The sequence below is a fragment of the Azoarcus sp. TTM-91 genome (assembly GCF_012911025.1).
Classification (GTDB): Bacteria; Pseudomonadota; Gammaproteobacteria; order Burkholderiales; family Rhodocyclaceae; genus Azoarcus.
Genome location: NZ_WUEI01000004.1, coordinates 79,448 through 103,612, shown reverse-complemented (window position 1 = coordinate 103,612; position 24,165 = coordinate 79,448). Strand labels below are relative to the sequence as shown.

The 24,165-nt window shown below is 63.2% G+C and carries 22 protein-coding genes; 13 read left to right on the top strand and 9 right to left on the bottom strand.

What is annotated here, in order from left to right:
• Window positions 1-3 precede the first annotated feature (3 nt).
• From nuoI to GRF61_RS02465, 7 genes are all read left to right on the top strand, one after another.
• Window positions 4-489, top strand: a complete 486-nt coding sequence (gene nuoI / locus GRF61_RS02495; protein ID WP_133587844.1) for an NADH-quinone oxidoreductase subunit NuoI — start codon at window positions 4-6, stop codon at window positions 487-489.
• 31 nt (window positions 490-520) lie between these two features.
• On the top strand, window positions 521-1,123 hold the full coding sequence (locus tag GRF61_RS02490) for an NADH-quinone oxidoreductase subunit J (protein WP_169149150.1): 603 nt from the start codon (window positions 521-523) through the stop codon (window positions 1,121-1,123).
• Between the two features lie 57 nt (window positions 1,124-1,180).
• On the top strand, window positions 1,181-1,486 hold the full coding sequence (gene nuoK, locus GRF61_RS02485) for an NADH-quinone oxidoreductase subunit NuoK (protein ID WP_133587840.1): 306 nt from the start codon (window positions 1,181-1,183) through the stop codon (window positions 1,484-1,486).
• A gap of 13 nt (window positions 1,487-1,499) precedes the next feature.
• The gene (gene nuoL / locus GRF61_RS02480) at window positions 1,500-3,506 is read left to right on the top strand and encodes an NADH-quinone oxidoreductase subunit L (protein WP_169149149.1); all 2,007 of its coding nucleotides are present in this window, start codon (window positions 1,500-1,502) and stop codon (window positions 3,504-3,506) included.
• A 68-nt stretch (window positions 3,507-3,574) separates the two neighbouring features.
• The gene (locus tag GRF61_RS02475) at window positions 3,575-5,056 is read left to right on the top strand and encodes an NADH-quinone oxidoreductase subunit M (protein WP_169149148.1); all 1,482 of its coding nucleotides are present in this window, start codon (window positions 3,575-3,577) and stop codon (window positions 5,054-5,056) included.
• Window positions 5,057-5,091: 35 nt separating this feature from the next.
• Entirely contained in the window at window positions 5,092-6,558 is a 1,467-nt protein-coding gene (gene nuoN, locus GRF61_RS02470) for an NADH-quinone oxidoreductase subunit NuoN (RefSeq protein WP_169149147.1), read from the top strand.
• Between the two features lie 24 nt (window positions 6,559-6,582).
• On the top strand, window positions 6,583-7,173 hold the full coding sequence (locus GRF61_RS02465; RefSeq protein WP_169149146.1) for an NUDIX hydrolase: 591 nt from the start codon (window positions 6,583-6,585) through the stop codon (window positions 7,171-7,173).
• A gap of 88 nt (window positions 7,174-7,261) precedes the next feature.
• On the opposite strand, the gene GRF61_RS02460 is transcribed toward GRF61_RS02465, so the two are convergent.
• From GRF61_RS02460 to GRF61_RS02450, 3 genes are all read right to left on the bottom strand, one after another.
• Window positions 7,262-10,120 carry an adenosylcobalamin-dependent ribonucleoside-diphosphate reductase gene (locus tag GRF61_RS02460; protein ID WP_169149145.1) on the bottom strand — a complete coding sequence of 953 codons (2,859 nt, stop codon included), beginning with the start codon at window positions 10,118-10,120 and terminating at the stop codon, window positions 7,262-7,264.
• Window positions 10,121-10,346: 226 nt separating this feature from the next.
• Window positions 10,347-11,204 carry an HDOD domain-containing protein gene (locus GRF61_RS02455; protein WP_169149144.1) on the bottom strand — a complete coding sequence of 286 codons (858 nt, stop codon included), beginning with the start codon at window positions 11,202-11,204 and terminating at the stop codon, window positions 10,347-10,349.
• A gap of 29 nt (window positions 11,205-11,233) precedes the next feature.
• Window positions 11,234-12,223 carry a cation diffusion facilitator family transporter gene (locus GRF61_RS02450; protein ID WP_169149143.1) on the bottom strand — a complete coding sequence of 330 codons (990 nt, stop codon included), beginning with the start codon at window positions 12,221-12,223 and terminating at the stop codon, window positions 11,234-11,236.
• A 93-nt stretch (window positions 12,224-12,316) separates the two neighbouring features.
• Between GRF61_RS02450 and GRF61_RS02445 the strand changes: the two genes are divergently transcribed.
• Window positions 12,317-13,171, top strand: coding sequence for an endonuclease/exonuclease/phosphatase family protein (locus tag GRF61_RS02445; protein ID WP_169149142.1), 855 nt, complete (start codon window positions 12,317-12,319; stop codon window positions 13,169-13,171).
• Between the two features lie 17 nt (window positions 13,172-13,188).
• On the opposite strand, the gene GRF61_RS02440 is transcribed toward GRF61_RS02445, so the two are convergent.
• The 4 genes from GRF61_RS02440 to GRF61_RS02425 all read right to left on the bottom strand — a co-directional run bounded on the left by GRF61_RS02440 (window position 13,189) and on the right by GRF61_RS02425 (window position 16,525).
• Window positions 13,189-13,989, bottom strand: coding sequence for a DUF2189 domain-containing protein (locus GRF61_RS02440; protein ID WP_169149141.1), 801 nt, complete (start codon window positions 13,987-13,989; stop codon window positions 13,189-13,191).
• Between the two features lie 113 nt (window positions 13,990-14,102).
• Window positions 14,103-14,912, bottom strand: a complete 810-nt coding sequence (locus GRF61_RS02435) for an alpha/beta hydrolase (RefSeq protein WP_169149140.1) — start codon at window positions 14,910-14,912, stop codon at window positions 14,103-14,105.
• Between the two features lie 4 nt (window positions 14,913-14,916).
• A complete protein-coding gene (locus GRF61_RS02430) occupies window positions 14,917-16,221 on the bottom strand; it encodes an O-acetylhomoserine aminocarboxypropyltransferase (protein WP_169149139.1) in 1,305 nt (434 codons plus the stop codon).
• Between the two features lie 88 nt (window positions 16,222-16,309).
• Complete coding sequence (locus tag GRF61_RS02425; protein WP_133587817.1) at window positions 16,310-16,525, bottom strand: DUF465 domain-containing protein; 216 nt, start codon at window positions 16,523-16,525, stop codon at window positions 16,310-16,312.
• A gap of 200 nt (window positions 16,526-16,725) precedes the next feature.
• Here GRF61_RS02425 and GRF61_RS02420 point away from each other — a divergent pair, with 200 nt between their 5' ends.
• The 3 genes from GRF61_RS02420 (at window position 16,726) to htpG (ending at window position 19,668) form a co-directional block, all read left to right on the top strand.
• Entirely contained in the window at window positions 16,726-16,956 is a 231-nt protein-coding gene (locus tag GRF61_RS02420; RefSeq protein ID WP_133587815.1) for a DUF3567 family protein, read from the top strand.
• A gap of 82 nt (window positions 16,957-17,038) precedes the next feature.
• On the top strand, window positions 17,039-17,593 hold the full coding sequence (gene greB, locus GRF61_RS02415) for a transcription elongation factor GreB (protein WP_169149138.1): 555 nt from the start codon (window positions 17,039-17,041) through the stop codon (window positions 17,591-17,593).
• A gap of 137 nt (window positions 17,594-17,730) precedes the next feature.
• Window positions 17,731-19,668 (top strand): molecular chaperone HtpG, encoded by a 1,938-nt coding sequence (gene htpG, locus GRF61_RS02410; RefSeq protein ID WP_169149137.1) that lies wholly within the window; start codon window positions 17,731-17,733, stop codon window positions 19,666-19,668.
• 78 nt (window positions 19,669-19,746) lie between these two features.
• Here htpG and GRF61_RS02405 read toward each other — a convergent pair whose 3' ends face one another.
• Entirely contained in the window at window positions 19,747-21,147 is a 1,401-nt protein-coding gene (locus GRF61_RS02405; protein WP_169149136.1) for a chloride channel protein, read from the bottom strand.
• A gap of 224 nt (window positions 21,148-21,371) precedes the next feature.
• Between GRF61_RS02405 and GRF61_RS02400 the strand changes: the two genes are divergently transcribed.
• Both GRF61_RS02400 and GRF61_RS02395 read left to right on the top strand, forming a co-directional pair.
• On the top strand, window positions 21,372-21,884 hold the full coding sequence (locus GRF61_RS02400; RefSeq protein WP_169149135.1) for a MarR family winged helix-turn-helix transcriptional regulator: 513 nt from the start codon (window positions 21,372-21,374) through the stop codon (window positions 21,882-21,884).
• 288 nt (window positions 21,885-22,172) lie between these two features.
• Window positions 22,173-22,943, top strand: a complete 771-nt coding sequence (locus GRF61_RS02395; protein WP_169149134.1) for an MBL fold metallo-hydrolase — start codon at window positions 22,173-22,175, stop codon at window positions 22,941-22,943.
• A 35-nt stretch (window positions 22,944-22,978) separates the two neighbouring features.
• Here GRF61_RS02395 and GRF61_RS02390 read toward each other — a convergent pair whose 3' ends face one another.
• On the bottom strand, window positions 22,979-24,157 hold the full coding sequence (locus GRF61_RS02390; RefSeq protein WP_169149133.1) for a VWA domain-containing protein: 1,179 nt from the start codon (window positions 24,155-24,157) through the stop codon (window positions 22,979-22,981).
• Window positions 24,158-24,165: the final 8 nt, after the last annotated feature.

Here is a 24,165-nt window from a genome sequence, read left to right as displayed (position 1 = left end):
GTGATGGGTGCTAGGGATTACATCGGCAGTCTTTTCCTGAAAGAACTGCTTAAGGGCATGGCCCTTACCGGGCGGCATTTCTTCGCTCGCAAGATTACCGTCCAGTTTCCGGAAGAGAAGACGCCGCAGAGCCCGCGTTTCCGCGGCCTGCACGCGTTGCGGCGCTATCCGAACGGAGAGGAACGTTGTATCGCCTGCAAGCTTTGCGAGGCGGTTTGCCCGGCGCTGGCGATCACTATCGAGTCCGATCAGCGAGACGATGGGTCCCGCAGGACAACGCGCTATGACATTGATCTGACGAAGTGCATCTTCTGCGGGTTTTGCGAAGAGGCCTGTCCGGTTGATGCCATCGTCGAGACGCGGGTGTTCGAGTACCACGGCGAGAAGCGCGGCGATCTGTACTACACCAAGCAGATGCTGCTGGCGGTGGGCGATCGCTACGAGGGTCAGATCGCGGCAGACCGCGAGCAGGACGCAAAGTACCGTTAAGGAGGGCGCGTCTGCGCTGCGAACGGAAAAAATGGAATTCAAGACCTTCGTCTTCTACTTTCTCGCCGTGATCCTTGTGTTCGCGGCGCTGCGAGTCATCACCGCACGTAATCCGGTGCATGCCGCGCTCTATTTGGTGCTGGCTTTCTTCAACGCCAGCGGGATCTGGTTGCTGCTGCAGGCTGAGTTTCTGGCTATCACCTTGGTGATGGTCTATGTCGGCGCTGTGATGGTGTTGTTCCTGTTCGTCGTGATGATGCTGGACATCAACCTCGACCGCTTGCGCCAGGGTTTCTGGAGCTATTTGCCGGTGGGGGCTCTGATCGGCGTGCTGATGGCGGTTGAAATGGCGATGGTGCTGGGGGGGCGTTACTTCGGGCTGGACGCCATGCCGGCGCCGCCGGCTCCCCAAGCGGGCTACAGCAACACCCGCGAGCTTGGGCGAGTGCTCTATACCGATTACGTTTATCCCTTTGAGCTGGCGTCTCTGGTGCTGCTGGTCGCGATGGTGGCCGCGGTAGCGCTTACCCTGCGCAAGCGCAAGGGTACGAAGTACGTCGATCCTTCCGAACAGGTCGCAGTCAAGCGGGAAGGCCGAATCGAGCTGGTGAAGATGCCGGCCGAGAAGGACTAATACAAGTCACGAATAAGAACCGCGGCGGCTGCGGCCGAAGCGATCAGGGAGTTGAAGATGCTATCCCTTTCCCATTACCTCATCCTGGGCGCGATCCTGTTCGCGATCAGCGTCGTGGGGATCTTTCTGAACAGGAAGAACCTCATCGTGCTGTTGATGGCCATCGAGCTGATGTTGCTTGCGGTCAATCTCAACTTCATCGCTTTTTCCCATTACCTGGGAGACATCGCGGGCCAGGTCTTCGTTTTCTTCATCCTGACGGTGGCTGCGGCCGAGTCCGCGATCGGCTTGGCGATCCTGGTGGTGTTGTTCCGCAACCTGCGGACGATACATGTGGATGATCTGGACAGCCTGAAGGGTTAAAGGAACGCACGCGATGACGGACATGCAGAAGCTCTATCTACTCGTGCCGCTGGCGCCGCTCGCTGGTGCCATCCTGGCAGGACTCTTCGGCAAATTGATCGGCCGTACCGGCGCTCATGTGGCGACCATCCTCGGCGTGGCGGTGGCATTCGTCGCCTCGATCTACATTTTTCGCGACGTCCAGGCGGGCAATACCTTCAACGGCACCGTATATACCTGGATGGAGGCGGGGGGGCTGACTTTCGAGGTCGGCTTCATGATCGACCAGCTCACGGTCATGATGATGCTGGTCGTGACCTTCGTGTCGCTGATGGTCCATATCTACACCATCGGCTACATGCACGACGACCCGGGTTACCAGCGCTTCTTCAGCTACATCTCGCTGTTCACCTTCTCCATGCTGATGCTGGTGATGTCGAACAACTTCCTGCAGCTGTTTTTTGGTTGGGAGGCGGTCGGCCTGGTTTCCTACCTGCTTATTGGTTTTTGGTACGAGCGTCCGACTGCGATCTATGCCAACCTCAAGGCATTCCTGGTCAACCGCGTCGGCGACTTCGGTTTCCTGCTGGGTATCGGTCTGGTTGCTGCTTATGCGGGCTCGCTGAATTATGTAGAGGTCTTCGCGCAGGCGGGTGATCTGGCTACGCAAGAGATGGCCTTTACCGGCTGGCCGCTGATCACCGCCATCTGTATCTGCCTGTTCATCGGCGCGATGGGCAAGTCGGCCCAGGTTCCGCTCCACGTCTGGCTGCCCGACTCCATGGAAGGCCCGACGCCGATCTCTGCGCTGATTCATGCGGCGACCATGGTCACGGCAGGTATTTTCATGGTGGCGCGCATGTCACCGCTGTTCGAGCTCTCGGATGTCGCGCTCTCCTTCGTGCTGGTGATCGGCGCCACGACTGCGTTGTTCATGGGCTTCTTGGGCATCGTGCAGAACGACATCAAGCGCGTGGTGGCTTATTCCACGCTGTCCCAGCTGGGATACATGACCGTCGCTCTAGGCGTTTCTGCCTATTCCGCTGCGGTGTTCCATCTGATGACCCACGCTTTCTTTAAGGCGCTGCTGTTCCTTGGTGCCGGCTCGGTGATCATGGGCATGCATCACGATCAGGACATGCGCAACATGGGTGGCCTCTGGAAGTACATGCCGGTCACCTGGATCACCTCGCTGCTTGGTTCGCTGGCGCTGATCGGTTTCCCGTTCTTCGCAGGCTTTTATTCCAAGGACTCCATCATCGAGGCTGTCCATGCCTCGCACATCCCGGGGGCCGGTTACGCCTTGTTCTGCGTGATGCTGGGGGTGTTCGTGACGGCGTTCTACTCCTTCCGCATGTACTTTCTGGTGTTCCACGGCAAGGAGCGTTTCGGCCAGGCTCATCATCATGAACACGAGGAAGATGCGCACGCTGGCGATCATCACCACGGGCTGGCACCGGGGCAGAAGCCACATGAGTCGCCCTGGGTTGTCACCCTGCCGCTGCTGTTGCTGGCCATTCCCTCGGTGTTGATCGGTTTCTTCACTATAGAACCGATGCTGTTCGGCTCTTGGTTCGACGGCGTGATCTATGTGGGTGATAACCACGTCGGACTTGACGAGCTGGCCGAGCATTTCCACGGTCCTGTAGCCATGGCGCTACATGGTTTGCAGACCGCGCCGTTCTGGCTGGCGATGGGGGGCGTGGCGGTGGCTTGGTTCTTCTACATGATCAAGCCGGGTATCCCGGCTGCCATCCAGCGCACCTTCAAGCCGATTCATACCTTGCTTGAGAACAAGTATTACTTTGACCGCTTCAACGAGATCTTCTTTGCTGGCGGTGCCCGCCTGCTCGGCAAGGGACTCTGGAAGGCGGGTGACCAGGGCGTAATCGACGGTGTCGCCATCAACGGCACCGCCAAGTTGGTGGGATGGATTGCCCAGATGTCGCGTCTGTTCCAGACCGGCCACATCTATCAGTACGCGTTCACCATGATCATCGGCGTGTTCATCCTGCTCACTTTCTGGTTCAACCGCGGATGAGCATGCCGGGGACGGATGCATAACAAGACTAAACGCGTCGCCAGCGACGTATAGAACGGAAAGCAACGATGACGGACATTCCCTTCCTCAGTCTCGCGATCTGGGTGCCGATTCTGGGCGGGCTGCTTGTGCTCGCTACCGGCTCCGACCGCAATGCTCCTTTGGCGCGCGGCCTGGCGCTGCTGGTTGCGAGCGCAGGCTTCATCGTCACGATTCCGCTCTACCTGGGTTTCGATGCTTCTACCAGCGCGATGCAGTTCGTCGAACTGCAGGCCTGGATTCCGCGCTTCAACATCAACTACCACCTCGGCGTGGATGGCATTTCGGTGCTGTTTGTCCTGCTGAACGCCTTCATCACCATCATGGTGGTGCTGGGCGGCTGGAAAGTGATCGAGGAGAAGGTGGCCCAATACATGGCCTGCTTCCTGGTGATGTCCGGCCTGATGAACGGTATCTTCTCCTCTCTGGACGGAATCCTTTTCTACGTCTTCTTCGAAGCCTCGCTGATCCCGCTCTATCTCGTCATTGGTATCTGGGGCGGCCCGAATCGCGTCTACGCGGCGATCAAGTTCTTCCTTTACACCCTGTTCGGCTCTCTGCTGATGCTCCTCGCCCTGCTCTACCTGTTCATGCAGGCGGATGGCAGCTTCAGCATCCTAGATTGGCACCAGCTGCCACTTAACATCACCGAACAGACGCTGATCTTCTTTGCCTTCCTGGTGGCCTTCGGGGTGAAGGTGCCGATGTGGCCGGTGCATACCTGGTTGCCGGATGCCCACGTCGAAGCGCCTACCGGCGGGTCCGTGGTGCTGGCCGCTATCGCACTGAAGCTGGGTGCCTACGGTTTCCTGCGCTTCTCGCTGCCCATCGTGCCGGATGCAGCGCAAGAGTATTCAGGCCTGATCATCGCGCTGTCTCTTATCGCGGTGATCTACATCGGCTTCGTCGCCTTGGTGCAGACGGACATGAAGAAACTGGTGGCCTATTCCTCCATTTCCCACATGGGTTTCGTGACGCTGGGTTTTTTCATGTTCAATCCGCTGGCAATCGAAGGCGCGCTGGTGCAGATGATCTCCCACGGCTTCGTCTCCGGCGCGATGTTCCTTTGCATCGGCGTGCTGTATGACCGCATGCACTCGCGCCAGATCGCCGACTACGGTGGCGTGGTGCACACCATGCCCAAGTTCGCTGCCTTCTTCATGCTGTTCTCGATGGCGAACGCAGGCCTGCCGGCCACCAGTGGCTTCGTCGGCGAGTTCATGGTGATTCTCGGCGCAGTCCAGTTCAATTTCTGGATCGGTTTTGGTGCGGCGATCACGCTGATCCTGGGCGCGGCCTACACCCTTTGGATGTACAAGCGCGTGGTGTTCGGCCCGGTTGCCAACTCTCATGTGGCCGAGTTGGAGGACCTCAGCGCGCGCGAATTTGCCTTTCTGGCGATTCTCGCGGTCTGCGTGCTGGCCATGGGCCTGTATCCCTTCCCCTTCACCGAAGTGATGCACGCTTCCGTCGATGAACTTCTACGTCACGTTGCCGTGAGCAAGCTGTAAGCGTAGGCGAGACACTTTACCGGACCGCTCAGAAGATGAACTTTGTCGTCCCCGACTTCTACCCCGCGGCAGCGGAGATCTTCGTCGCGATCATGGCGTTGGTTGTCATGCTCGCCAGCACCTTTGCCCGCGGCGTTCGCTGGCTGGCTTACGCGCTGACCCAATTCACGCTGATCGCAGCCGCTTTCGTCACCATCTACACCCTCAAGGGCGACGTGAGCTACACCTTCAGCAATCTCTTCATCGGCGATCTGCTGGGGGATTTGCTGAAGTTGCTGATCTACTTCTCCATGGCCATCGCCTTGCTATATGGTCGCGGCTACCTTGCAGACCGCAACATCGACAAGCCGGAGTATTACGTGCTGGCCCTGTTGATGACGTTGGGCATGATGGTGATGGTTACGGCCAACCACATGCTGCCGCTGTACATCGGCCTGGAGATGATGTCCCTCGGTCTGTATGCCATGGTGGCTTTCGATCGGGATTCCGCTCGCTCCACCGAGGCGGGCATGAAGTACTTCGTTCTGGGGGCGCTCGCTTCCGGTCTGCTGCTGTACGGGATGTCCATGATTTACGGTGCCACCGGCTCGCTCGAGTTCTCAGGCATCGCTAACGCGGTCTATCATCAGGCTGCGAACAAGACGGTGCTGCTGTTCGGCATCGTGTTCCTGATGGCAGGTATCTCCTTCAAGCTGGGCGTGGTGCCTTTCCATATGTGGGTACCGGACGTCTACCAGGGAGCGCCGTCGGCGGTGACCTTGATCATCGCTACTGCGCCGAAGCTGGCGGCGTTCGCGATGGCGGTGCGGTTGCTCATCTGGGGCCTGTTCGATGTCGCAGAGCAGTGGCAGAGCATGCTGATGTTTGTGGCTGTGCTCTCCATCATCCTCGGCAACCTCGCGGCAATCGCCCAGACCAACCTCAAGCGCATGCTGGCCTACTCGGGCATCTCTCATATGGGCTTCATGCTGCTCGGCTTGCTCTCCGGCGTGGTGGATGGCGATCGGCACTACGCGCTGAACGCTTACAGCTCGGCGATGTTCTACGCTGTGTCCTACGTGATCATGAGCCTGGCGTCCTTCGGCATGATCATCCTGCTCTCCAGGGCAGGTTTCGAGGCCGACTCCATTGACGACTTCAAGGGGCTGAACAAGCGCAGCCCCTGGTTCGCCGCGATGATGATGTTCGTGATGTTCTCGATGGCGGGCATTCCTTTCTTCATCGGCTTCTTTGCCAAGCTGTCGGTGCTTCAGGCTGTGGTTGCCGCGGGTTATCTGTGGATTGCGATCATTGCCGTCGTCATGTCGGTGATCGGCGCGTTCTACTACCTCCGCGTGGTCAAGGTCATGTATTTCGATCCCCCGGTGGATACCGCACCGATTCATGCGCCCGCCGAATTACGCGTGCTGTTGTCGGCAAACGGCCTGGCGATCGCCGCCCTGGGCTTGGCGCCGCAAGCGCTCATGTCGGTGTGTGCCTACGCGCTGCTTGCCTCGCTCTGAACATAGCGGGGAAAGGGGCGGAAGATGAGCGAGACCGCATCGGCGCAAGACCCGCTTGAGGAAATTCAGCTCGATAGCGAGTCTGTTTTTCAGGGCGGTCTGCTCAAGGTCTGGCGGGATCGGGTCCGCCTTCCGGACGGCAGCGAGAGTTATCGCGAATATGTTCGCCACCCGGGGGCGGTGGTGATCGTGGCTGTATTACCGGATGGCCGCCTCGTGTTCGAGCGCCAGTTCCGCTATCCGCTGCGCAGGGCTTTCCTCGAACTGCCTGCCGGCAAGATCGATCCCGGCGAAGATATCTTTGATTGCGCGCGCAGGGAGTTGCGCGAGGAAACGGGTTACGAGGCTGAGAAGTGGCAGTACCTTGGCGTGATGCATCCCTGCATCGGCTATTCGGACGAACGCATCGAGATCTTCTTTGCCCAGAGCCTCATTCAGGTGGGGCATGAACTGGATGAAGGGGAATTCCTGGAGATCCTGTCGCTCTCTGCTGATGAAGCTGAGGCCGCCGTTCATCAGGGTACGATCACCGATGGCAAGACCATTGCCGCCTTGTTTCGTGCCTTGCCCTTGCTGCGGCGGAGAAACGATGGAGACGAGCCGGCATTCGCGTGAACGCCTTGGCGCCCTTGTTTTTCCCCTGCCGTGACAACATGAAAGAGCCCGCAACTGCGGGCTCTTTCGTTTCAGGATGCGCTTGGTTTTACCCGCAGGTTCCAACAGCGCCGCAGGCGGTGCAGAAATCGCAGCCGTCCTTGCGGATCACGGTGTGGTTGCCGCACTCATTGCATAGGGCTCCTTGCATCAGCTTGGGCTCGCTTTCGTCACGGGGCGTCTCCAGGATGCCCATTTCGCGCCTCGGGTAGCCCTTCTCGTCCAGTACGCCCAGCATTGCATAGCGGTGGATCATCAGTTGGGCGATGTAGGCCACCGTGCTGGGATAGTTTTGCTGGCGTCGGGTGCCCGGGACGAAGGCCATGAAATCGCCGAGGGGCTCCGGATAATTGAGCAGCTTGCGCAACTTCATGCCTATCCAGGCCGGATCCATGACCCGCATGTCCAGCGACAGGATACGGGTGAGACCGTCCAGGGCGCGGGGATAATTGCCGGAGAGCCACACCGAGTAAGGCCGGGTGACACCGTCTGGCAGCGTGATCTCCTTCAGACCCAGGACGAAATCCTCGCCGGTGGCCGGGTTGTAGATGTCCACCGTCCACGACAGGGTGCCATCGGTGCCGGTCTTGGGTTCTTCCTGGCTGAAGAGGGTATCGAGCACAGGGCTGTTGCCTTCTTTGTCGAAGGCGCCGAGTCTCTCGCAGCGGTAGTTGACCACTTGGGCGAAGGCGGAGACAACACCCGGGAAGAGCTTCTTCTCGCCATGGGGAGGGAAGGGCATCTCGAAGGATTTTTCGCCGACGGTGCGGGCCAGGGTATCCAGCTTGAGCTTGAGCCAGCCCCTGTCGTTGGCGCGCATGTCCATGGACAGGGTCTTGGCCACCGCGCCCAGGCCGCGCGGCTGGTCGGCGCCGTTGACCCAGACTTCGAACGGGAAGGTGCCGCCGTTGGCGCCGAACTGGCCGACGAAGAGGGCGAAGTTGCCCGAAGGCGTGCCCAGCATGTAGGTCCAGGCCAGGTTGCCGTCCGGCAGTTCTGGCCGGCCAGGCCAGCGCAGCGAGGCGAGGACGGGCGCTGGCAGGCTCTTGATGGAGAGGCGCTTGTTGGCGTCGGACAACTCGACGTCGTGCGGCTGCTTCTGTTCGGCGCTGGGCGAGACCGACAGCACCGAGCCGAGTACCGAGTTGGGCCTATAGGTAGCCAACCCCTTCAGGCCGGCCTTCCAGGCGGTGAGGTAGAGATCCTCGAAGTCGGCGTAGGGATAGTCCTCGGGGACATTCACCGTCTTGGAGATGGAAGTGTCCACATAGGGGGCCACGGCGGCGACCATGTCCTTGTGCGCCTGGGCGGAGATCTCCAGCGCGGTCACGAAGTACGGCGGCAGTGCATTCACGTCTCCACCAGCATGCTTGTACAGCCGCCAGGCGTAGTCCTCGACCGCATATTCCTTGAAAGTGCCGTCCGCCATCCGCTTGCGCCGGGTGTAGGTATAGGAGAAGGGCGGCTCGATACCGTTCGACGCGTTGTCCGCGAAGGCGAGGGAAATGGTGCCGGTAGGGGCGATGGAAAGCAGGTGCGAATTGCGGATGCCGTGCTTGCGGATCTTCTCCTTCACGTCCGCAGGCAGGCGGGAGGCAAAGTTGCCCCCGGAGAGGTAGAGATCGGCGTTGAACAGGGGGAAGGCGCCGCGCTCCCGGGCGAGCTCAACCGAGGCCAGGTAGGCCCGGTTGCGCATGTACTCGGCGATCTTGCGCGCTTCCTCCTGGGCCGCAGGCGTGTCGTAGCGCTTCTGCAGCATGATCAGTGCATCGCCCAGGCCGGTGAAGCCCAGACCGACGCGGCGCTTGGAGTTGGCTTCCTGGTGCTGCTGTTCCAGCGGCCAGTGGGTGGCTTCGAGCACGTTGTCCAGCATGCGGATGGATACGTCGACAACCTTGCCGAAGGCGGCGTAATCGAACTCCGCCTGCTCGCTGAAAGGCTGCTTGATGAACAAGGTGAGATTGATCGACCCCAGGCAGCAGCAGCCATAGGGCGGAAGCGGCTGTTCGGCGCAGGGGTTGGTGGCCTCTATGGTTTCGCAGTAGTAGAGGTTGTTGTCCTGGTTCATGCGGTCCAGGAAGAGGATGCCGGGCTCCGCATGGTCGTAGGTGGAGCGCATGACTTGGTCCCACAGCGCCCGCGCCTTGACCTTGCGATAGACCCACAGGCCGTCTTCGCGCTGGTACGCGCCTGCGGCCTTGAGTTCCTCGGTGGGTTCTGCGCGATGGGCGAGCTCGACCTCAGCGTCGCTCTCCACCGCCCGCATGAAGGGATCGGTGACGCCCACCGAAATGTTGAAGTTGCTGAGATCGCCCTGGTCCTTGGCGTGGATGAATTCTTCGATGTCCGGGTGATCGCAGCGCAGGACGCCCATCTGTGCGCCACGACGGGCGCCGGCGGACTCCACCGTTTCGCAGGAGCGGTCGAAGACACGCATGTAGGAAACCGGGCCGGAGGCATTCGACAGTGTGCCGCGCACCAGCGCACCCTTGGGGCGGATGGAGGAGAAGTCGTAGCCGACGCCGCCGCCACGCCGCATGGTTTCGGCGGCCTGGGCGAGGGCGGTGTAGATGCCTGGGCGGCCATCCACCGCCTCGGTCACCGAATCGCCCACCGGTTGCACGAAGCAATTGATGAGCGTGGCGGCCAGCGTAGTGCCAGCGGCGCTGTTGATGCGCCCGGCAGGCACGAAACCCTTCTCCTGGGCTTCGAGGAACTTGGCTTCCCAGTGTGCGCGCTTGTCTTCTGGTTCGATGGCGGCCAGGGCACGTGCAACCCGCTGACGAACTTCAAGGATGCTGCGTTCTTCGCCCTTGGCGTACTTCTCGACCAGGACTTCGCCGGAAATCTCTTGTGCTACCAGGGTGGTGGCGTCGCGAAGGGTCTGGCCAGCGGCTGTCTTGCTCATGTTTAGTGCGGCCTCTTGGTGGGAATGATCCTTTGAAGGATAGCGCGCACAGGCAAAACGTGCAAAGATAAAAAGTTAATTAAAATCAAAGAATTATAAATTATTCTTGTATTTCAATTATTTGTTAAGTACTACATCTAGTATGGTTTTTGGTGTGTCCTGGCCGAAGCCAAGGACGCAGGGATGCCCGGCACCAAGAGGGCCGGTGGAAACCCGGTCCAGGTGCTCAACGTATCTTCAGGCTGGGGAAGAAGAGGGAGACGTAGGCGGCGAGGTTGAGTTCCGCTTCCTCGCGAATGCGGCTGAGGCTTTCGGGGGACATATTGAGTTGAGACCAGACCGAGGGCGCGATGCGTTCTGCGGCTGCGCTGCTGGCCTCGCCCCGGCGGTCGGCCTGCACCAGGGCGCTGGCGACATGAAGGATGGCGGCATCGAAGGAGTGGTCGCCGCCCAGTCGGGGCACGATCTGCGCCCCGACCACTTCGGCGAAGAGGGGCGGCAGGCGCCAGTGGTCCATCAGGGTGGCGCCCACTTCGGCGTAATCGCAGCCAACGATGCGTTGCTCAGCCATGTGCAGCGCTTCTTCGCCGCGGTCGGCACTGTTCTGCGCCTCGGCGGCCAGGGCTGGAACCGTCTGGTACATCACCAGATGGCCGAGGTCGGCCAGCAGGCCGATGACGAAGAGGCGCTCTGCCGATGGCAGGCCGCAGCCCTGGGCGATGGTACGGGCGGCCAGGGCGCACATCACGCTGCCGCGCCAGAAGCGCCCCATTTCCATGCGTTCCGGCTGGATGCCGGAAAAAACCGCGCTCACCGACATGGCGAGGACGAGGTCATGGACTTGTTGCAGGCCCAGGATCTGAACCGCACGGTTGACGGTATCCACCTGGCCGCCGTAGCCGTAGAGTGCGCTGTTTACCAGCCGGAGCAGACGTACCGTCAACGCCGGGTCGGCACTGACCAGGCGGGCGACTTCGATGACCGAGCCATCGGGGGAGTCCAACTGCTCGCGGATGCGTTGATAAACCGTGGGCAGCGATGCCAGTGCTTCTACGTGGCTGACCAGTTCCTGAGCCGAGTGCATGGTTGCGGTCCTTAGGGGAGCGCCCCGGATTATCCGTGATCGCCATCCTGCCGTGAACCGAGCGGCGTGAAGATCAGCGGCTCTGCGGGCGGGAGTTCAGGTTGCAAGGTGACGTGTTCGATGCCGAAGCGCCTAGCCAGCAATTGCTGCATCGCCGGCAGGATCTGCAGCCAGCGCTGCCAGTCGGCCACGACGACATGCGCCGATAGCGCCGAGCGCCTGGAGTCCAGGCTCCAGATATGGAGGTCGTGCACCGAGGCCACGCCTTTGACGCCTGCCATGGCGGTGCCAACTTCCTGCAGCGAGATGCCCTCCGGTACGCCCTCCAGCAGGGTATGTACCGCGCGCCGCATCAGGTTGATGGTGGAAGCGAGGATGAGGCCGCTGATCAGCATGGTCAGCAGCGGGTCGATAGGCGTCCAGCCGGTGAGCTGGATCACTAGCCCGGAACCGAGGGCGGCCACTGACCCGAGGAGGTCGCCCATCACGTGGATCAACGCGCCACGGGTGTTGAGGTCGCCCTCGCCGCGGGTGAGCAGCCAGGCCACCAGCAGATTGATGCCCAGTCCCGCCAGGGCTACCAAGGTGACCGCCTCGCCGGCGATTTCGCGCGGGGTGAGCAGGCGCAGCACCGCCTGCCACGCCAGCGCTGCGACGAGCAGCAGCATGAACACGCTGTTGGCCAGGGCGGCCAGGCTTTCCACCCGCTGCAGGCCGAAGGAATGCTGTGCGCTGGCCGGGCGCGTCGCCAGGCGTGCGGCGATGGCGGCGAGGCCGAGCGCCATCGAATCCGTCACCATGTGGCCGGCGTCCCCCAGCAGCGCGAGCGAGCCGGACCACCAGCCGGCGACCGCTTCCACCACCGCGAAGCTCAGGGTGAGCGTGAGGGCCAGGGGCAGCCAGCGGCTGGCGGCGTGGTCATGGTGATGATGGGCATGACCTGCATGGGCCTGGTGATCGTGCGCATGCTGGTGCCCGCGATGTTCGCCGTGGCCGGCGTGATGATGACTATGCTTCATGATGGAAGAGGTAGCGTGACGTTGGCCGATTATGAGGCCTCCCGCGGACGCGGAGGTATGCATGCAGGCGGGGTTGGCAACCAGGCAAGGAAGATGACGAGAATCGTAAGCTGGAACATCCAGTGGTGTCGTGGCGCGGACGGCGAAGTGCGGCCGGCGCGCACCATCGATGCGCTGCGTGAGATGGGTACGCCGGAGCTAATCTGCCTGCAGGAGGTCGCCCAGTGTTTTCCGGGGCTGCCAGGCGGTGCTGCCGAGGACGAGGTGGCGTTGTTGTGCGAGGCTTTTCCCGATCACCTGGCGATCTGGGGGCCAGCGGTGGATGTGCCCGGCGAGGACGGTGGCCGAGCACGCTTCGGCAACCTGCTGCTGTCGCGGCTGCCGGTGGGCCAGGTCTTCCATCGGCTGCTGCCGGCGCCAGCCGAGATCGCCTTGCCCAGCATGCAGCGGGCATGCATCGAGGCGGTGGTGACGCTGCCATGGGGTGCCGTCCGGATCATGACGACGCACCTGGAGTACTACTCCGCCCGCCAGCGCAGCGCGCAGGTGGCTGCGCTACGGGGAGTGCAGGCCGAAGCATGTGAGATTGCCCGCAATCCGGCGCCGACGAAGGAGGGCAACCCGGCATTTGCAGCCCGTCCGCGGCCGGCGTCCGCTTTGGTATGCGGCGATTTCAATTGCGAGCCGGGGTCGGATGACCACGCCGCCATGGTGGCGCCGGACGAAACGGGCGCAAGGCTGTGGCAGGACGCCTGGTCCGTTTTTCACGGCAGCCGCCCGCACGCGCCCAGCGTCGGCCTGCATGGTGCGGAGTGGCCCAAGCGGGCCTACTGCTGCGATTTCGCCTTCCTCACCGTCGACATGGCGAGCCGCCTGAGCGGAGTGGAAATCGTCGAGGCGACGGCGGCATCGGATCACCAGCCCCTGCTGCTGACCCTGGATGATTGATCTGCTCCGGTGGCCGCTCAGTGGGCAGCCGCCTCCGGCTCCACGATGTCGCGGTAGGCATGCCAGGTCGCATGGCCGATCCAGGGCATCAGCACCACTAGGCCGAGGTGGAAGGTGAGGAAGCCGAGCACCGTCAGGCCGACGATGAAGGCCGCCCACACCAGCATTGCGCCAGGATTGCGGGCAAGTGCGCCGATGCTGGCGAGCATGGCGGTGATGGCGTCCTGGTTGCGGTCCAGCATCAGCGGAATGGAGACCACGCTGACGGCGAACACGATGGTGGCGAACAGCAGGCCTACGCCGAAATACACCAGCAGGAACTCCAGGTTCTCCATCGCCAGTATCTGCTCCAGGAAACCGGTCAGGTTAGGCAGCTCGCTGGTATAGAAGAGCGCGAACACGATCAGCGAAGCACGCGCCCAGACGAGGAAGATCACGCCCAGCACGACAGCGAAGATGCCGAGGTTGCCGGCATTGCGCTTCCATACCGTCAATGTCGGCAGCAGGGCGCAAGGCTCGCCCAGCCCGCGGCGGCGGCTGAGTTCGTAAAGCCCCATCGCCAGGAAGGGACCGAGCAGCAGAAAGCCGGACGTCAGCGCCGAGGTGTACTCATAGGCGTGCTCGAACACCATGGTGATCAGCAGCCCCATGCCGGCGAAACAGAAGCCATAGAACAGGCTGGGGATGGGGCAGGCCCGCAAGTCGGCGAAACCGCGTGCCAGCCAGCGCAGCGGAGACGTGGCGGGAACGTCGCAGATGGTCGGGAAGGGCAGGCCCTCGGCCTGGGGTTGGAGCTGGCTATCGTTCGGCTGCGACATGTCTCTCTCCTGTCAGGGTTGTCGTCAGGCAGCAGAACGGGGGCGGACCAGGGGAATGCAAGCGCAGCTCGGCGCGAGAAGGCGCGCCGGAAAGCCTGGTCGGTGATCTTGTTCTAGGTGTCGGTGAAGAACCCCCGCAGCGCATCGCTTATCGCATCCGGGGTCTCCGCCATCAGTGCATGGCCGGCTCCCGGAATCTCCATCATACGCGCACCACCTTGGGCGTTGACCAGCGCATCGCGTAAGGGTTTTACCGCACGCGGCGGGGTCATCTGGTCGCGTTCGCCGCAGATTAGCAGGGTGGGGCAGACGACCCCGCCGGCAGTGGCCAGGCCGTCTTGCCAGGCGTTGCAGGCGGCCAGGTCGGTGGCCAGTACCCCTGGCGCCTGGCGTTCCATCAGGCTGCGGTTGGCGCCGGTCAGCCAGCTGCCGGGTGTCGGTGAGGCGCCCAACTGACCGCGGGGGGTATAGGACCACTGGTTGATCATGTCGTGGGCGCGAGCTCGGTCTTCCTTTGCGGCCTCTAGCAGTGCAGGCGCGACCGGCATGGGGGCGACGCTGCCGAGCAAGGCGAGGGCGGCGATGCGCCGTGGCGCCGCTGCGGCGGCGGCCAGCGCGATCAGGGAGCCCATGCTGTGGCCGGCGAGGCGGATGCGCGCTAGTCCCAGTGCGTCCGCCAGCGCCAATGTCCAGTTGGCCAGGGCCTCTATCGAAGCCAGTTGCGCGCCACCGGAGCGCCCGTGGGCGGGGAGGTCGGGGGCGATGACGGTGAAGCCGCGTTGGGCGAGATGGCGGGCCTGGAAGGTCCAGACGCTGTGATCATGGCCGGCACCGTGCAGCAGCAGGATTGCGGGCAAGTCTTTATTGAAGGGACGGCCGCCGTGGTAGAGGCGGACGGTGTCTCCTTGCAGCTGGATGTCCATGGCCTCAGCCCTTCAGAAGCTTGCCGACGGCGTACAGGCCACGTTCCAGATCGGCGAGCAGGTCGCCCGCCGACTCCAGCCCCACCGACAACCGGATGGTGCCTTCGCCGATGCCGGCGGCGGCGAGGTCGGCCGCGGACATGCGGAAATGCGTGGTGCTGGCAGGATGGATGACAAGCGACTTTGCGTCGCCCACGTTCGCCAGGTGGGAGAACAGCCGCAGCGCGCCGATGAAAACCCTGCCTGCCTCGCGGCCCCCGCGCAGCTCGAAGGAGAGAACGCCGCCGCAGCCATCCGGCAGTAGCCGGGCGGCAAGGGCGTGGTCGCGGTGGCTCTCCAGCTCCGGATAGGCGACGCGTTCCACCAGCGGATGCGCGGCCAAGTGAGTGGCAACGGCCCTGGTGTTGGCGACATGGGCGCGCATGCGCAGCGGCAGCGTCTCCAGGCCCTGCAGGATCTGGAAGGCGTTCATCGGCGACAGGCAGGCGCCGAAGTCACGCAGGCCTTCGCGCCGGGCGCGCAGCAGGAAGGCTGCCACCGGCGATTCCTCGGCGAAGTCCATGCCGTGGAAGCCGTCGTAGGGTTCGGTGAGGGTGGGAAAGCGCCCTGAGGCCTCCCAGTCGAAGCGGCCGCCATCCACCAGCACGCCGCCGACGGCGACGCCATGGCCGCCGAGGTACTTGGTGGCCGAATGCATGACCAGATCGGCCCCCAGCGCCAGCGGCTGCTGCAATGCCGGGCTGACCAGCGTCGCGTCGACCAGCAGCGGCAGCTTGTTCTCGTGAGCGAGGGCTGCGACGGCCGGGATGTCGAGTACATCCAGGCCGGGATTACCCACCGATTCGCCGAACAGCAGCGCAGTTTCCGGACGTATGGCCGCACGCCAGGCATCGATGTCGGCGGTATCGACGAAGGTCGTCTGGATGCCGAAGCGGGGCAGGGTGTAGCCCAGCAGGTTGTGGGAGCCGCCGTAGAGGGCGCGGGAGGCCACGACATGGCCACCGGCACCGGTCAGCGTGGCGATCGCGAGGTGCAGCGCGGCCTGTCCGCTGGCGGTGGCCAGGCCGCCGACGCCGCCCTCCAGCGCCGCCACCCGTTCTTCCAGCACCGCGGTGGTGGGGTTGGAAATGCGCGAGTAGACATGGCCGGGGCGCTCCTGGTTGAACAGGGCGGCGGCGTGCTCCGCGTCCGGAAAAACGTAGCTGGTGGTGAAGTGGATGGGCGTTGCGCGCGAGCCGTGCGCAGGGTCGGGAGACTGGCCTGCGTGCAGGGCCAGCGTCTCCCGGCCGAAACTGCCGGGTTGGGTCATCGGGAACTCCGGGGCGGCGCCTGGGGTCGGCGGCCAAAGGGAGAAGGATAGCCGGCGTGGCGCCTCTGGCGGCAGGACCGGCGATTGCTCAGGCGAGATCGTCCGGTTGCAGCATGCGTTCGACGACGGTGATGCGGTCCTTGATCGCGAGCTTGCGTTTCTTGAGCCGGCGCAACAGCAGTTCGTCGTCGGAGGGTGAGTCGGCCAGCCGGGCGATGGCTTCATCGAGATCGCGGTGTTCGCCGCGCAGGGCTTCGAGACGGGCCTGCAGGCTGGTCACCTCGTCGAACGCGTCATCGGTCATGGAAGAAGGCCTGGATATAGCGTACCCCGGGAGGATAGCGCCTATGGTGGAAGGGTCTTTGGCGAATGGTATGCGGGGCCCCGCGGAATGACAACTTTGGCGCGGGGGCTTGAAAGGCGGTGTCGGTGCGCCCATGTGGGAGGCGTCGACGCAGTTTTCCCGGCGCTTTGACCGGGACTGTCGTGACGGGAGCGAAAACCATGAACGTCGTCTGCAACAACCCCGTGCTGTATGTGGTGGATTACCCTGCGCAGGATGCGGTCGAGGTCATAGACAAGCGCAGCGGCCGTGGCACCCTCATCCGGGCCGAGGCGGCGCACCGTTTCCGCGAGGAACTGAGCCTGTTGGCCAACTCGGAGGAGGCGGACGACTTCGGCGAGTTCATCGATCACTACGATGCGTTGCTGACCCAGCCCGCGATCTATCACTGAGGCCGCGCTCCGCCGCGGCTTGGCCCGCCGGTGGCGCTTGCCGTACCATCGGCGGGATTCACCTGCAAGCGGAACACCCATCGTGAACAAGGCATTCGTCAAGGAAAACGAGGGTGGGGACGATGACGAAGAACTGTCCCCCACCCTGCGGCTGCCGCCCGGTAGCAAGAACTACATGACTCGGCGTGGCTACAACGTGCTGCGCGAAGAACTCGACCACCTGGTGCGGGTGGAGCGCCCCAAGATGGTCGAGACGGTGGCCTGGGCGGCCTCGAACGGCGACCGCTCTGAGAATGGCGACTACATCTATGGCAAGAAGCGGCTGCGCGAGATCGACCGCCGCATCCGCTTCCTCATCAAGCGCATCGAGAGCGCCGATGTGGTAGACCCCGAGCGGCAGCAGGGCATAGACCAGGTGTTCTTCGGCGCGACGGTGACCATCACCGACCTGGACGGCGGCAACGAGCAGCGCTGGCAGATCGTCGGCGTGGACGAGGCGGATGCCTCCGCCGGTCGCATCAGCTGGATCTCGCCGCTGGCGCGGGCGCTGCTCAAGGCCCGCGAGGGCGACGTCGTCCGCTTCATGAGCCCCGCTGGCATGCGGGAGCTGGAAGTCGCCGCCATCCAGTACGAGTGATTTCGGCCCGCATTTGCTTCCGGAGGCTTGAAATGCGCTCCGGTGGCCCCATCTCTGCGGGCGCGATTTACCGTTTCCCTTTATCCAAATGACACGCGGGGCCCGCCGGCCCCGGGAAACCTGTACGGAGTTGTTCCATGTCCGAAGCCAAAGCGGCGTCTGCCCAGACCCTCAACTTCCAGGCCGAAGTGAAGCAACTGCTTCACCTGATGATCCACTCCCTGTATTCGAACCGCGAGATCTTCCTGCGCGAACTCGTCTCGAACGCCTCCGATGCCTGCGACAAGCTGCGCTTCGAGGCGCTGGACGTGCCGGCGTTGTATGAAGCGGATTCCGAGCTGAAGATCCGCATCGACTTCGACAGCGCCGCCCGTACCATCACCATCGCCGATAACGGCATCGGCATGAGCTGGGATGAAGCGGTTGCCCACCTGGGCACCATCGCGAAGTCGGGCACCAAGGAGTTCTTCGGCAAGCTCACCGGCGACCAGAAGAAGGACGCCCACCTGATCGGCCAGTTCGGCGTCGGCTTCTATTCCGCCTTCATCGTCGCCGACAAGGTCACCGTGCTCAGCCGCCGCGCTGGCCTGGATGCTTCCGAAGGGGTGAAGTGGGAGTGCGCGATGACCGGCGAAAGCGCCGGCGAGTACACCATCGAAGCGGTGGAGAAGACCTCCCGTGGCACCGAAATCACCCTGCATCTGCGCGAAGGCCAGGAGGACCTGCTCTCCGGCTGGAAACTGAAGAGCCTGATCCGCAAGTACTCCGACCACATCGTCCAGCCCATCGTGATGCGCAAGGAAGAGTGGGACGAGGAAAAGAAGGAACAGGTACTGCGCGACGAGTACGAGACCATCAACCAGGCCAACGCGCTGTGGACGCGCTCCAGGAACGACATCAGCGACGATGAGTACAAGGCCTTCTACAAGCACGTCGGCCATGACTACGACGAGCCGCTGGCCTGGACTCACTCGCGCGTCGAGGGCCGCCATGAATACACCCAGCTGCTCTACGTACCGGCCCACGCGCCCTTCGACATGTGGGACCGCAATGCCAAGCATGGCGTGAAGCTCTATGTGAAGCGCGTCTTCATCATGGACGACGCCGAAAAGCTGCTGCCGGCCTATTTGCGCTTCGTGCGTGGCGTGGTGGATTCCGCCGACCTGCCGCTCAATGTCTCGCGCGAGATCCTGCAGGAGTCCAAAGACATCGACACCATTCGCGCCGGCTGCACGAAGAAGATTCTCGGCCTGCTCGAAGACCTGGCGACCAGCGATGAAGCCGGTGACAAGGAGAAGTACGCCACCTTCTGGAAGGAATTCGGCAAGGTGCTGAAGGAAGGCGTGGGCGAGGACTTCGCCAACAAGGACAAGGTCGCCGGCCTGCTGCGTTTCGCCTCTACCAAGGCCGACACGCCAGAAGAAACCGTCTCGCTGGCCGACTACATCTCGCGGATGAAGGAAGGCCAGGACAAGATCTACTACGTCACCGCCGAGACCTTCAACGCTGCCAAGAACAGCCCCCACCTGGAGATCTTCCGCAAGAAGGGCATCGAGGTGCTGCTGCTGTCCGACCGCGTTGACGAGTGGGTGATCGGCAACCTGCCGGAGTTCGACGGCAAGCCGCTGGTCTCCGTTGCCAAGGGCGGCCTGGATCTGGGCGCGCTGGAAGACGAGGCGGAGAAGAAGGAAGCCGAGAAGGCGGCCGACGACTACAAGGAGTTGCTGGAGAAGATGAAGGCCAGCCTGGGCGAGCGGGTGAAGGATGTGAAGGTGACGCTGCGGCTCACCGACTCGCCTGCCTGCCTGGTCGCCGACGAGCACGACATGGGCATGAACCTCGCGCGCATCCTGAAGGCGGCCGGCCAGTCGGCGCCCGTCTCCAAGCCCATCCTGGAGATCAACCCGAACCATCCGGCGGTGCTGCGCCTGAAGTACGAGGACAAGAGCTTCGACGACTGGGCGCAGGTGCTGTTCGACCAGGCCCTGTTGGCCGAGGGCGGCACGCTGGACGATCCGGCGACTTTCGTGAAGCGGATCAACCAACTGATGCTGGCGATGAGCAGCGCCAGCTGAGTACGGCAAATCGCCGGGCCGGTGCTGCCGGCCGGACGAGGCGTAGGGGCATGTCCTGCGAGGGACATGCCCTTTTTCTCATCGCTGCCCTGCCGCCGTCTCGTCCTGTGGCGGTACGGTGCGGCGTTCCGCCCGGCGGGAAGAAAGGTGGGCCAGCGCGTGATACAGGGGCACCGGCGATATCGACTTGGAGAAACCATGCGCCACCACCGCCGTTGCCATCAGCGGCAGCAACATCTGGTGATTGGCGGTCATTTCCATGACGATGACGAAAGAGGTGATGGGCGTCTGCGTCATGCCGGCGAGGAAGGCCACCATGCCCAGTACCAGCATGGCCGAGCCTTGCTCGCCGGGGAGCATCATGGCGATGTCCGTACCCAGGCCGGCGCCCACCGCCAGCGCCGGGGCGAAGATACCGCCGGGAATGCGGGAAACGAAGGCCAGCCAGATCACCGCCATCTTGGCGAGCAGGAAATACACCGGCAGGGCGGAGGTGCCTTCCAGCGCCGCCTTGGATTCCTCGTAGCCAGTACCGTAAGTGAGGCCGCCGGTGGCCAGGCCGATTAGCGCGGTGCCCAGGCCGCAGGCGGCGGCAAAGGCTACTGGCCGGTCGGTGGAAAACTTGCCGATCTGCCCCGGGAGACCGCGCGCGGAGGCGATCAGCAGGCGGGAGAAGCCGCCGCCCAGCAGGCCGCCGACCGCACCGCACATCAGGATCGGCCAGATGCTCTCGTGCCACTGGATGGCAGACGGCGTGCGGCCGAAATAGGTGTAGTTGCCCAGCAGCGCCAGCGACATCAGACCGGCGAAGATCACCGCGGTCAGCGTGGTGCTGTTGGCGCGGAAGGAGCGGTGGCGACACATCTCCTCGATGGCGAACATGATGCCGCCCAGCGGCGTGTTGAAGGCCGCCGCGATGCCGGCGCCGCTGCCGGCGACGATGAGATCGTGGCTGGAGGCGATGCGGTGCCGCCGGCGCCCAGCCAGCATGTGCATCATCGAGGCGCCAACCTGCACCGACGGACCTTCCCGGCCGACAGAGGCGCCCGACAGCAGTCCGCCCAGTGTCAGCAGCACCTTGGCGATGGCAATGCGGAAGGACAGCAGTTGGCGCCGGATGCGGCCGTCGTCCGACAGCGAGGCCGCGATCGCCTGCGGAATGCCACTGCCCTCGGTGCCGGGGAAGAAACGCTGCGAGAGCCAGGCCATCAACGCGAAGCCGGCGGGGGCGACGACCAGCGTCAGCCAGGGCGCCCAGTTCGTCACCCGGTGGTGGAAGGCGATTGCCAGTTCGGCGCCGATGGCGAAGAGGATGGCGATGAGGCCGGCGAGCAGCGCTGCGCCGACCAGCAGCAGGCGCTTGTGCCAGCGGCCTATGGATAACCAGGGCAGGGCGTAGCGCCGGCTGCCGCGGGCGAGTTGATTCAGGGTTCGGCGGGAATACGGCTCGTTATCCGGCTGGGGCTCGGTGGGCGGCATCTAAGGTCGGGGCGGAGATTGTTCTTCTGGAATCGGGGCGGGAAAATACTTTCGCCGGGTATTACATTTTCGCTAAACCTTTTTGCAGGGTGCTGCGTTTACCTGCCATGTCGCTGCCCTGATTCCGGTTCAGCGCGCAGGATCGACACAATACGCCACCCCGGACGGGATGGTAAATTTTTTGACAATGATGGTTTGAGCAAATATAGTCGGAGCCAATTTTCATGTCGCAGTCGAACACCGCCTTGAAGAAGTCCGGGGAGAAAGGGGCGCAGATCACACCGCTATCGGTTCTGCAGCGCTTCAGAGTCCTGATCCGGACGGCACAGCGCCATTCCCAGTGGATAGAGCGGCAAAGCGGCGTAACCGGGGCACAACTCTGGGCGCTGCAGGAACTTGCCGAGGTGCCTGGCCTGCGGGTGGGCGAGCTGGCCAACCGCATGGCGTTGCATCAGTCCACCGCCTCCAACATGGTGGACCGTCTGGAAACGTCCAAGCTTCTTCGCAAGGAACGCACCAGCGCGGACCAGCGGGTCGTCCGGCTCTACCTCACTGGCGAGGGCGAGGCTCTCCTGGGCCGGGCGCCTTCACCCGCCCGGGGCGTACTTCCTGAAGCGCTGCGCCTGCTCGATGAAGAAGCGCTGTTGCGCCTTCAACGGGAGCTGGATGTGCTGCTGCGACAAATCAAGGACTTGGACGAGGGCTTTGGCATGCAGCCTCTGCCTTTTACCGAGTGAGCTTCGTCTTGCTCTGCCATGGCCGCCCAGCGGTCGTGGCGTTGGATGGAAGCACGCCCGGGCCGGCGGGTATCCCGGTCACCGTTTCGCACTTGTGCGGACAGCAGCTTCAAGGCGGCCCCCGGGGCCGCCTTTTTTTCGCCTGAACGTTTTCTTAAGCGGCTCGCATGGAAAAAGGCGTCTGGTTTTGATCGACATCAAAGCCCGCGCTGATGTCCCGCTACGGGGCGTTGCGACTGCTGTAGAGTAGCCCGCCTCCCCATCCGGCCTTCCGCAGAGAGAGAAAAAATGGCAGTCGAGCTCTACAACGACGGCACCCATATTTGCCTTGCCTTCTACGATCTGGTGGACGAAGAGGCAGAGCATGCGGTGCAGTGCAACCAGTTCCTGATCGTGGATGGCGGCCACGGTGCACTGGTGGACCCTGGCGGCAACATGACTTACAACGGGCTGCTGATGGGCATGCAGCGCTATTTCCCCTCGCGCGACCTGGACTACATCCTGGCGTCGCACCCGGATCCGGACATCATCGCGTCGCTGAACAAATGGATGGTGACCACCCGCTGCCGCGTGCTCATCTCCAAGCTGTGGACCCGCTTCTTGCCGCATTTCACCACCGGCCGCGATTACTCCGATCGCATCATCGGCATCCCGGACGAAGGCATGCTGGTTCCGCTGGGCGGCAGCAAGCTCAAGGCTCTGCCGGCGCACTTCATGCACTCGGAAGGCAACTTCCAGTTCTACGATCCGGTGGCCAAGATCCTGTTCTCTGGCGACATGGGCGCTTCCCTGATCGACCATGTGCTGGCCGGCGAGCCGGTGAAGGACTTCGACGCCCATATCCCGTCGATGATGGGCTTCCACCGCCGCTACATGGTGTCGAACAAGATCTGCCGCTACTGGGTGAACATGGTGCGCACGCTGGATGTGGAGATGATCGTGCCGCAGCATGGCGCGCGCTTCGAAGGCAAGGAGATGGTCGGCCGCTTCCTGTCCTGGATCGAGAACCTCCCCTGCGGCATCGACCTGATGACGCAGGACAGCTACCGCGCCCCCTGAGCGACGCCGGCGCCGCGGTGCCAGGCCGCGGCGGCTCAGTGTTTGCGTGAAAGGGCTCGCATCGCGCGGGTCAGCCCATCCAGCGTCATCGGATACATCCTCTCCGCTACCAGTTGCCGGATCAGCCCGATGGACTGCCGGTACTCCCACAGGCGCTCCGGCTCGGGGTTGAGCCAGGCAGCGGCCGGATAGGCATCCAGCAGACGGCGTAGCCAGGCGGCGCCGGGCTCGGCGTTCATGTGTTCGATGGAGCCGTGGGGGTGCATGATCTCGTAGGGGCTCATGGTGGCGTCGCCGACGAAGATCAGCTTGTAGTCCGGCCCGTAGCGATGGATCACGTCGGCGAGGGCGGTGCGTTCGCTGTGCCGGCGGCGGCTGTCCCGCCACACGCTTTCGTATACGCAGTTGTGGAAGTAGAAGTACTCCAGGTGCTTGAACTCGCTGCGGCAGGCGGAGAACAACTCCTCGCAGACCTTGACGTGGTCGTCCATCGAACCACCGACGTCCAGGAATAGCAGCACCTTTACCGAGTTGTGGCGTTCCGGCCGCATCATCAGGTCCAGCCAGCCGGCGTTGCGGGCGGTGGCGGCGATGGTGCCGTCCAGGTCCAACTCCTGCGCGGCGCCGTCGCGGGCAAAGCGGCGCAGGCGGCGCAGTGCGACCTTGATGTTGCGGGTGCCAAGTTGCACCTGGTCGTCCAGATTGCGGAACTCGCGCTGCTCCCAGACCTTGACCGCGCTGCGGTTGCCGGCGGAGTCACCGCCGATGCGGATGCCCTCCGGGTGGGTGCCGTTGTTGCCGAAGGGCGAGCTGCCGCCGGTGCCTATCCACTTGGATCCGCCTTGGTGGCGCTCCTTCTGTTCTTCCAGGCGCTGGCGCAGCGTTTCCATCAGCTTGTCCCAGCCCAGCTTCTCGAGGCGGGCCTGCTCTTCCGGGCTGAGGTACTTGCGCGCGGCCGCCTTCAGCCATTCCTCCGGTAGTTCCTGCGCCAGCCCAGGCAGTTCGGTGACGCCCTTGAAGTACTCGCCGAAGGCCTGGTCGTAGCGGTCGTAGAGGGATTCATCCTTGATCAGGCAGATGCGTGACCAGTAGTAGAACTCCTCCAGCGACTGGCCGCATACATGTTGCCGCAGGCCATCGAGCAAATTCAGGTACTCACGGGTGGACACCGGCAGCTTGCGGGCCTTGAGGTGGAGAAAGAAGTCGATCAGCACGGCGGGCC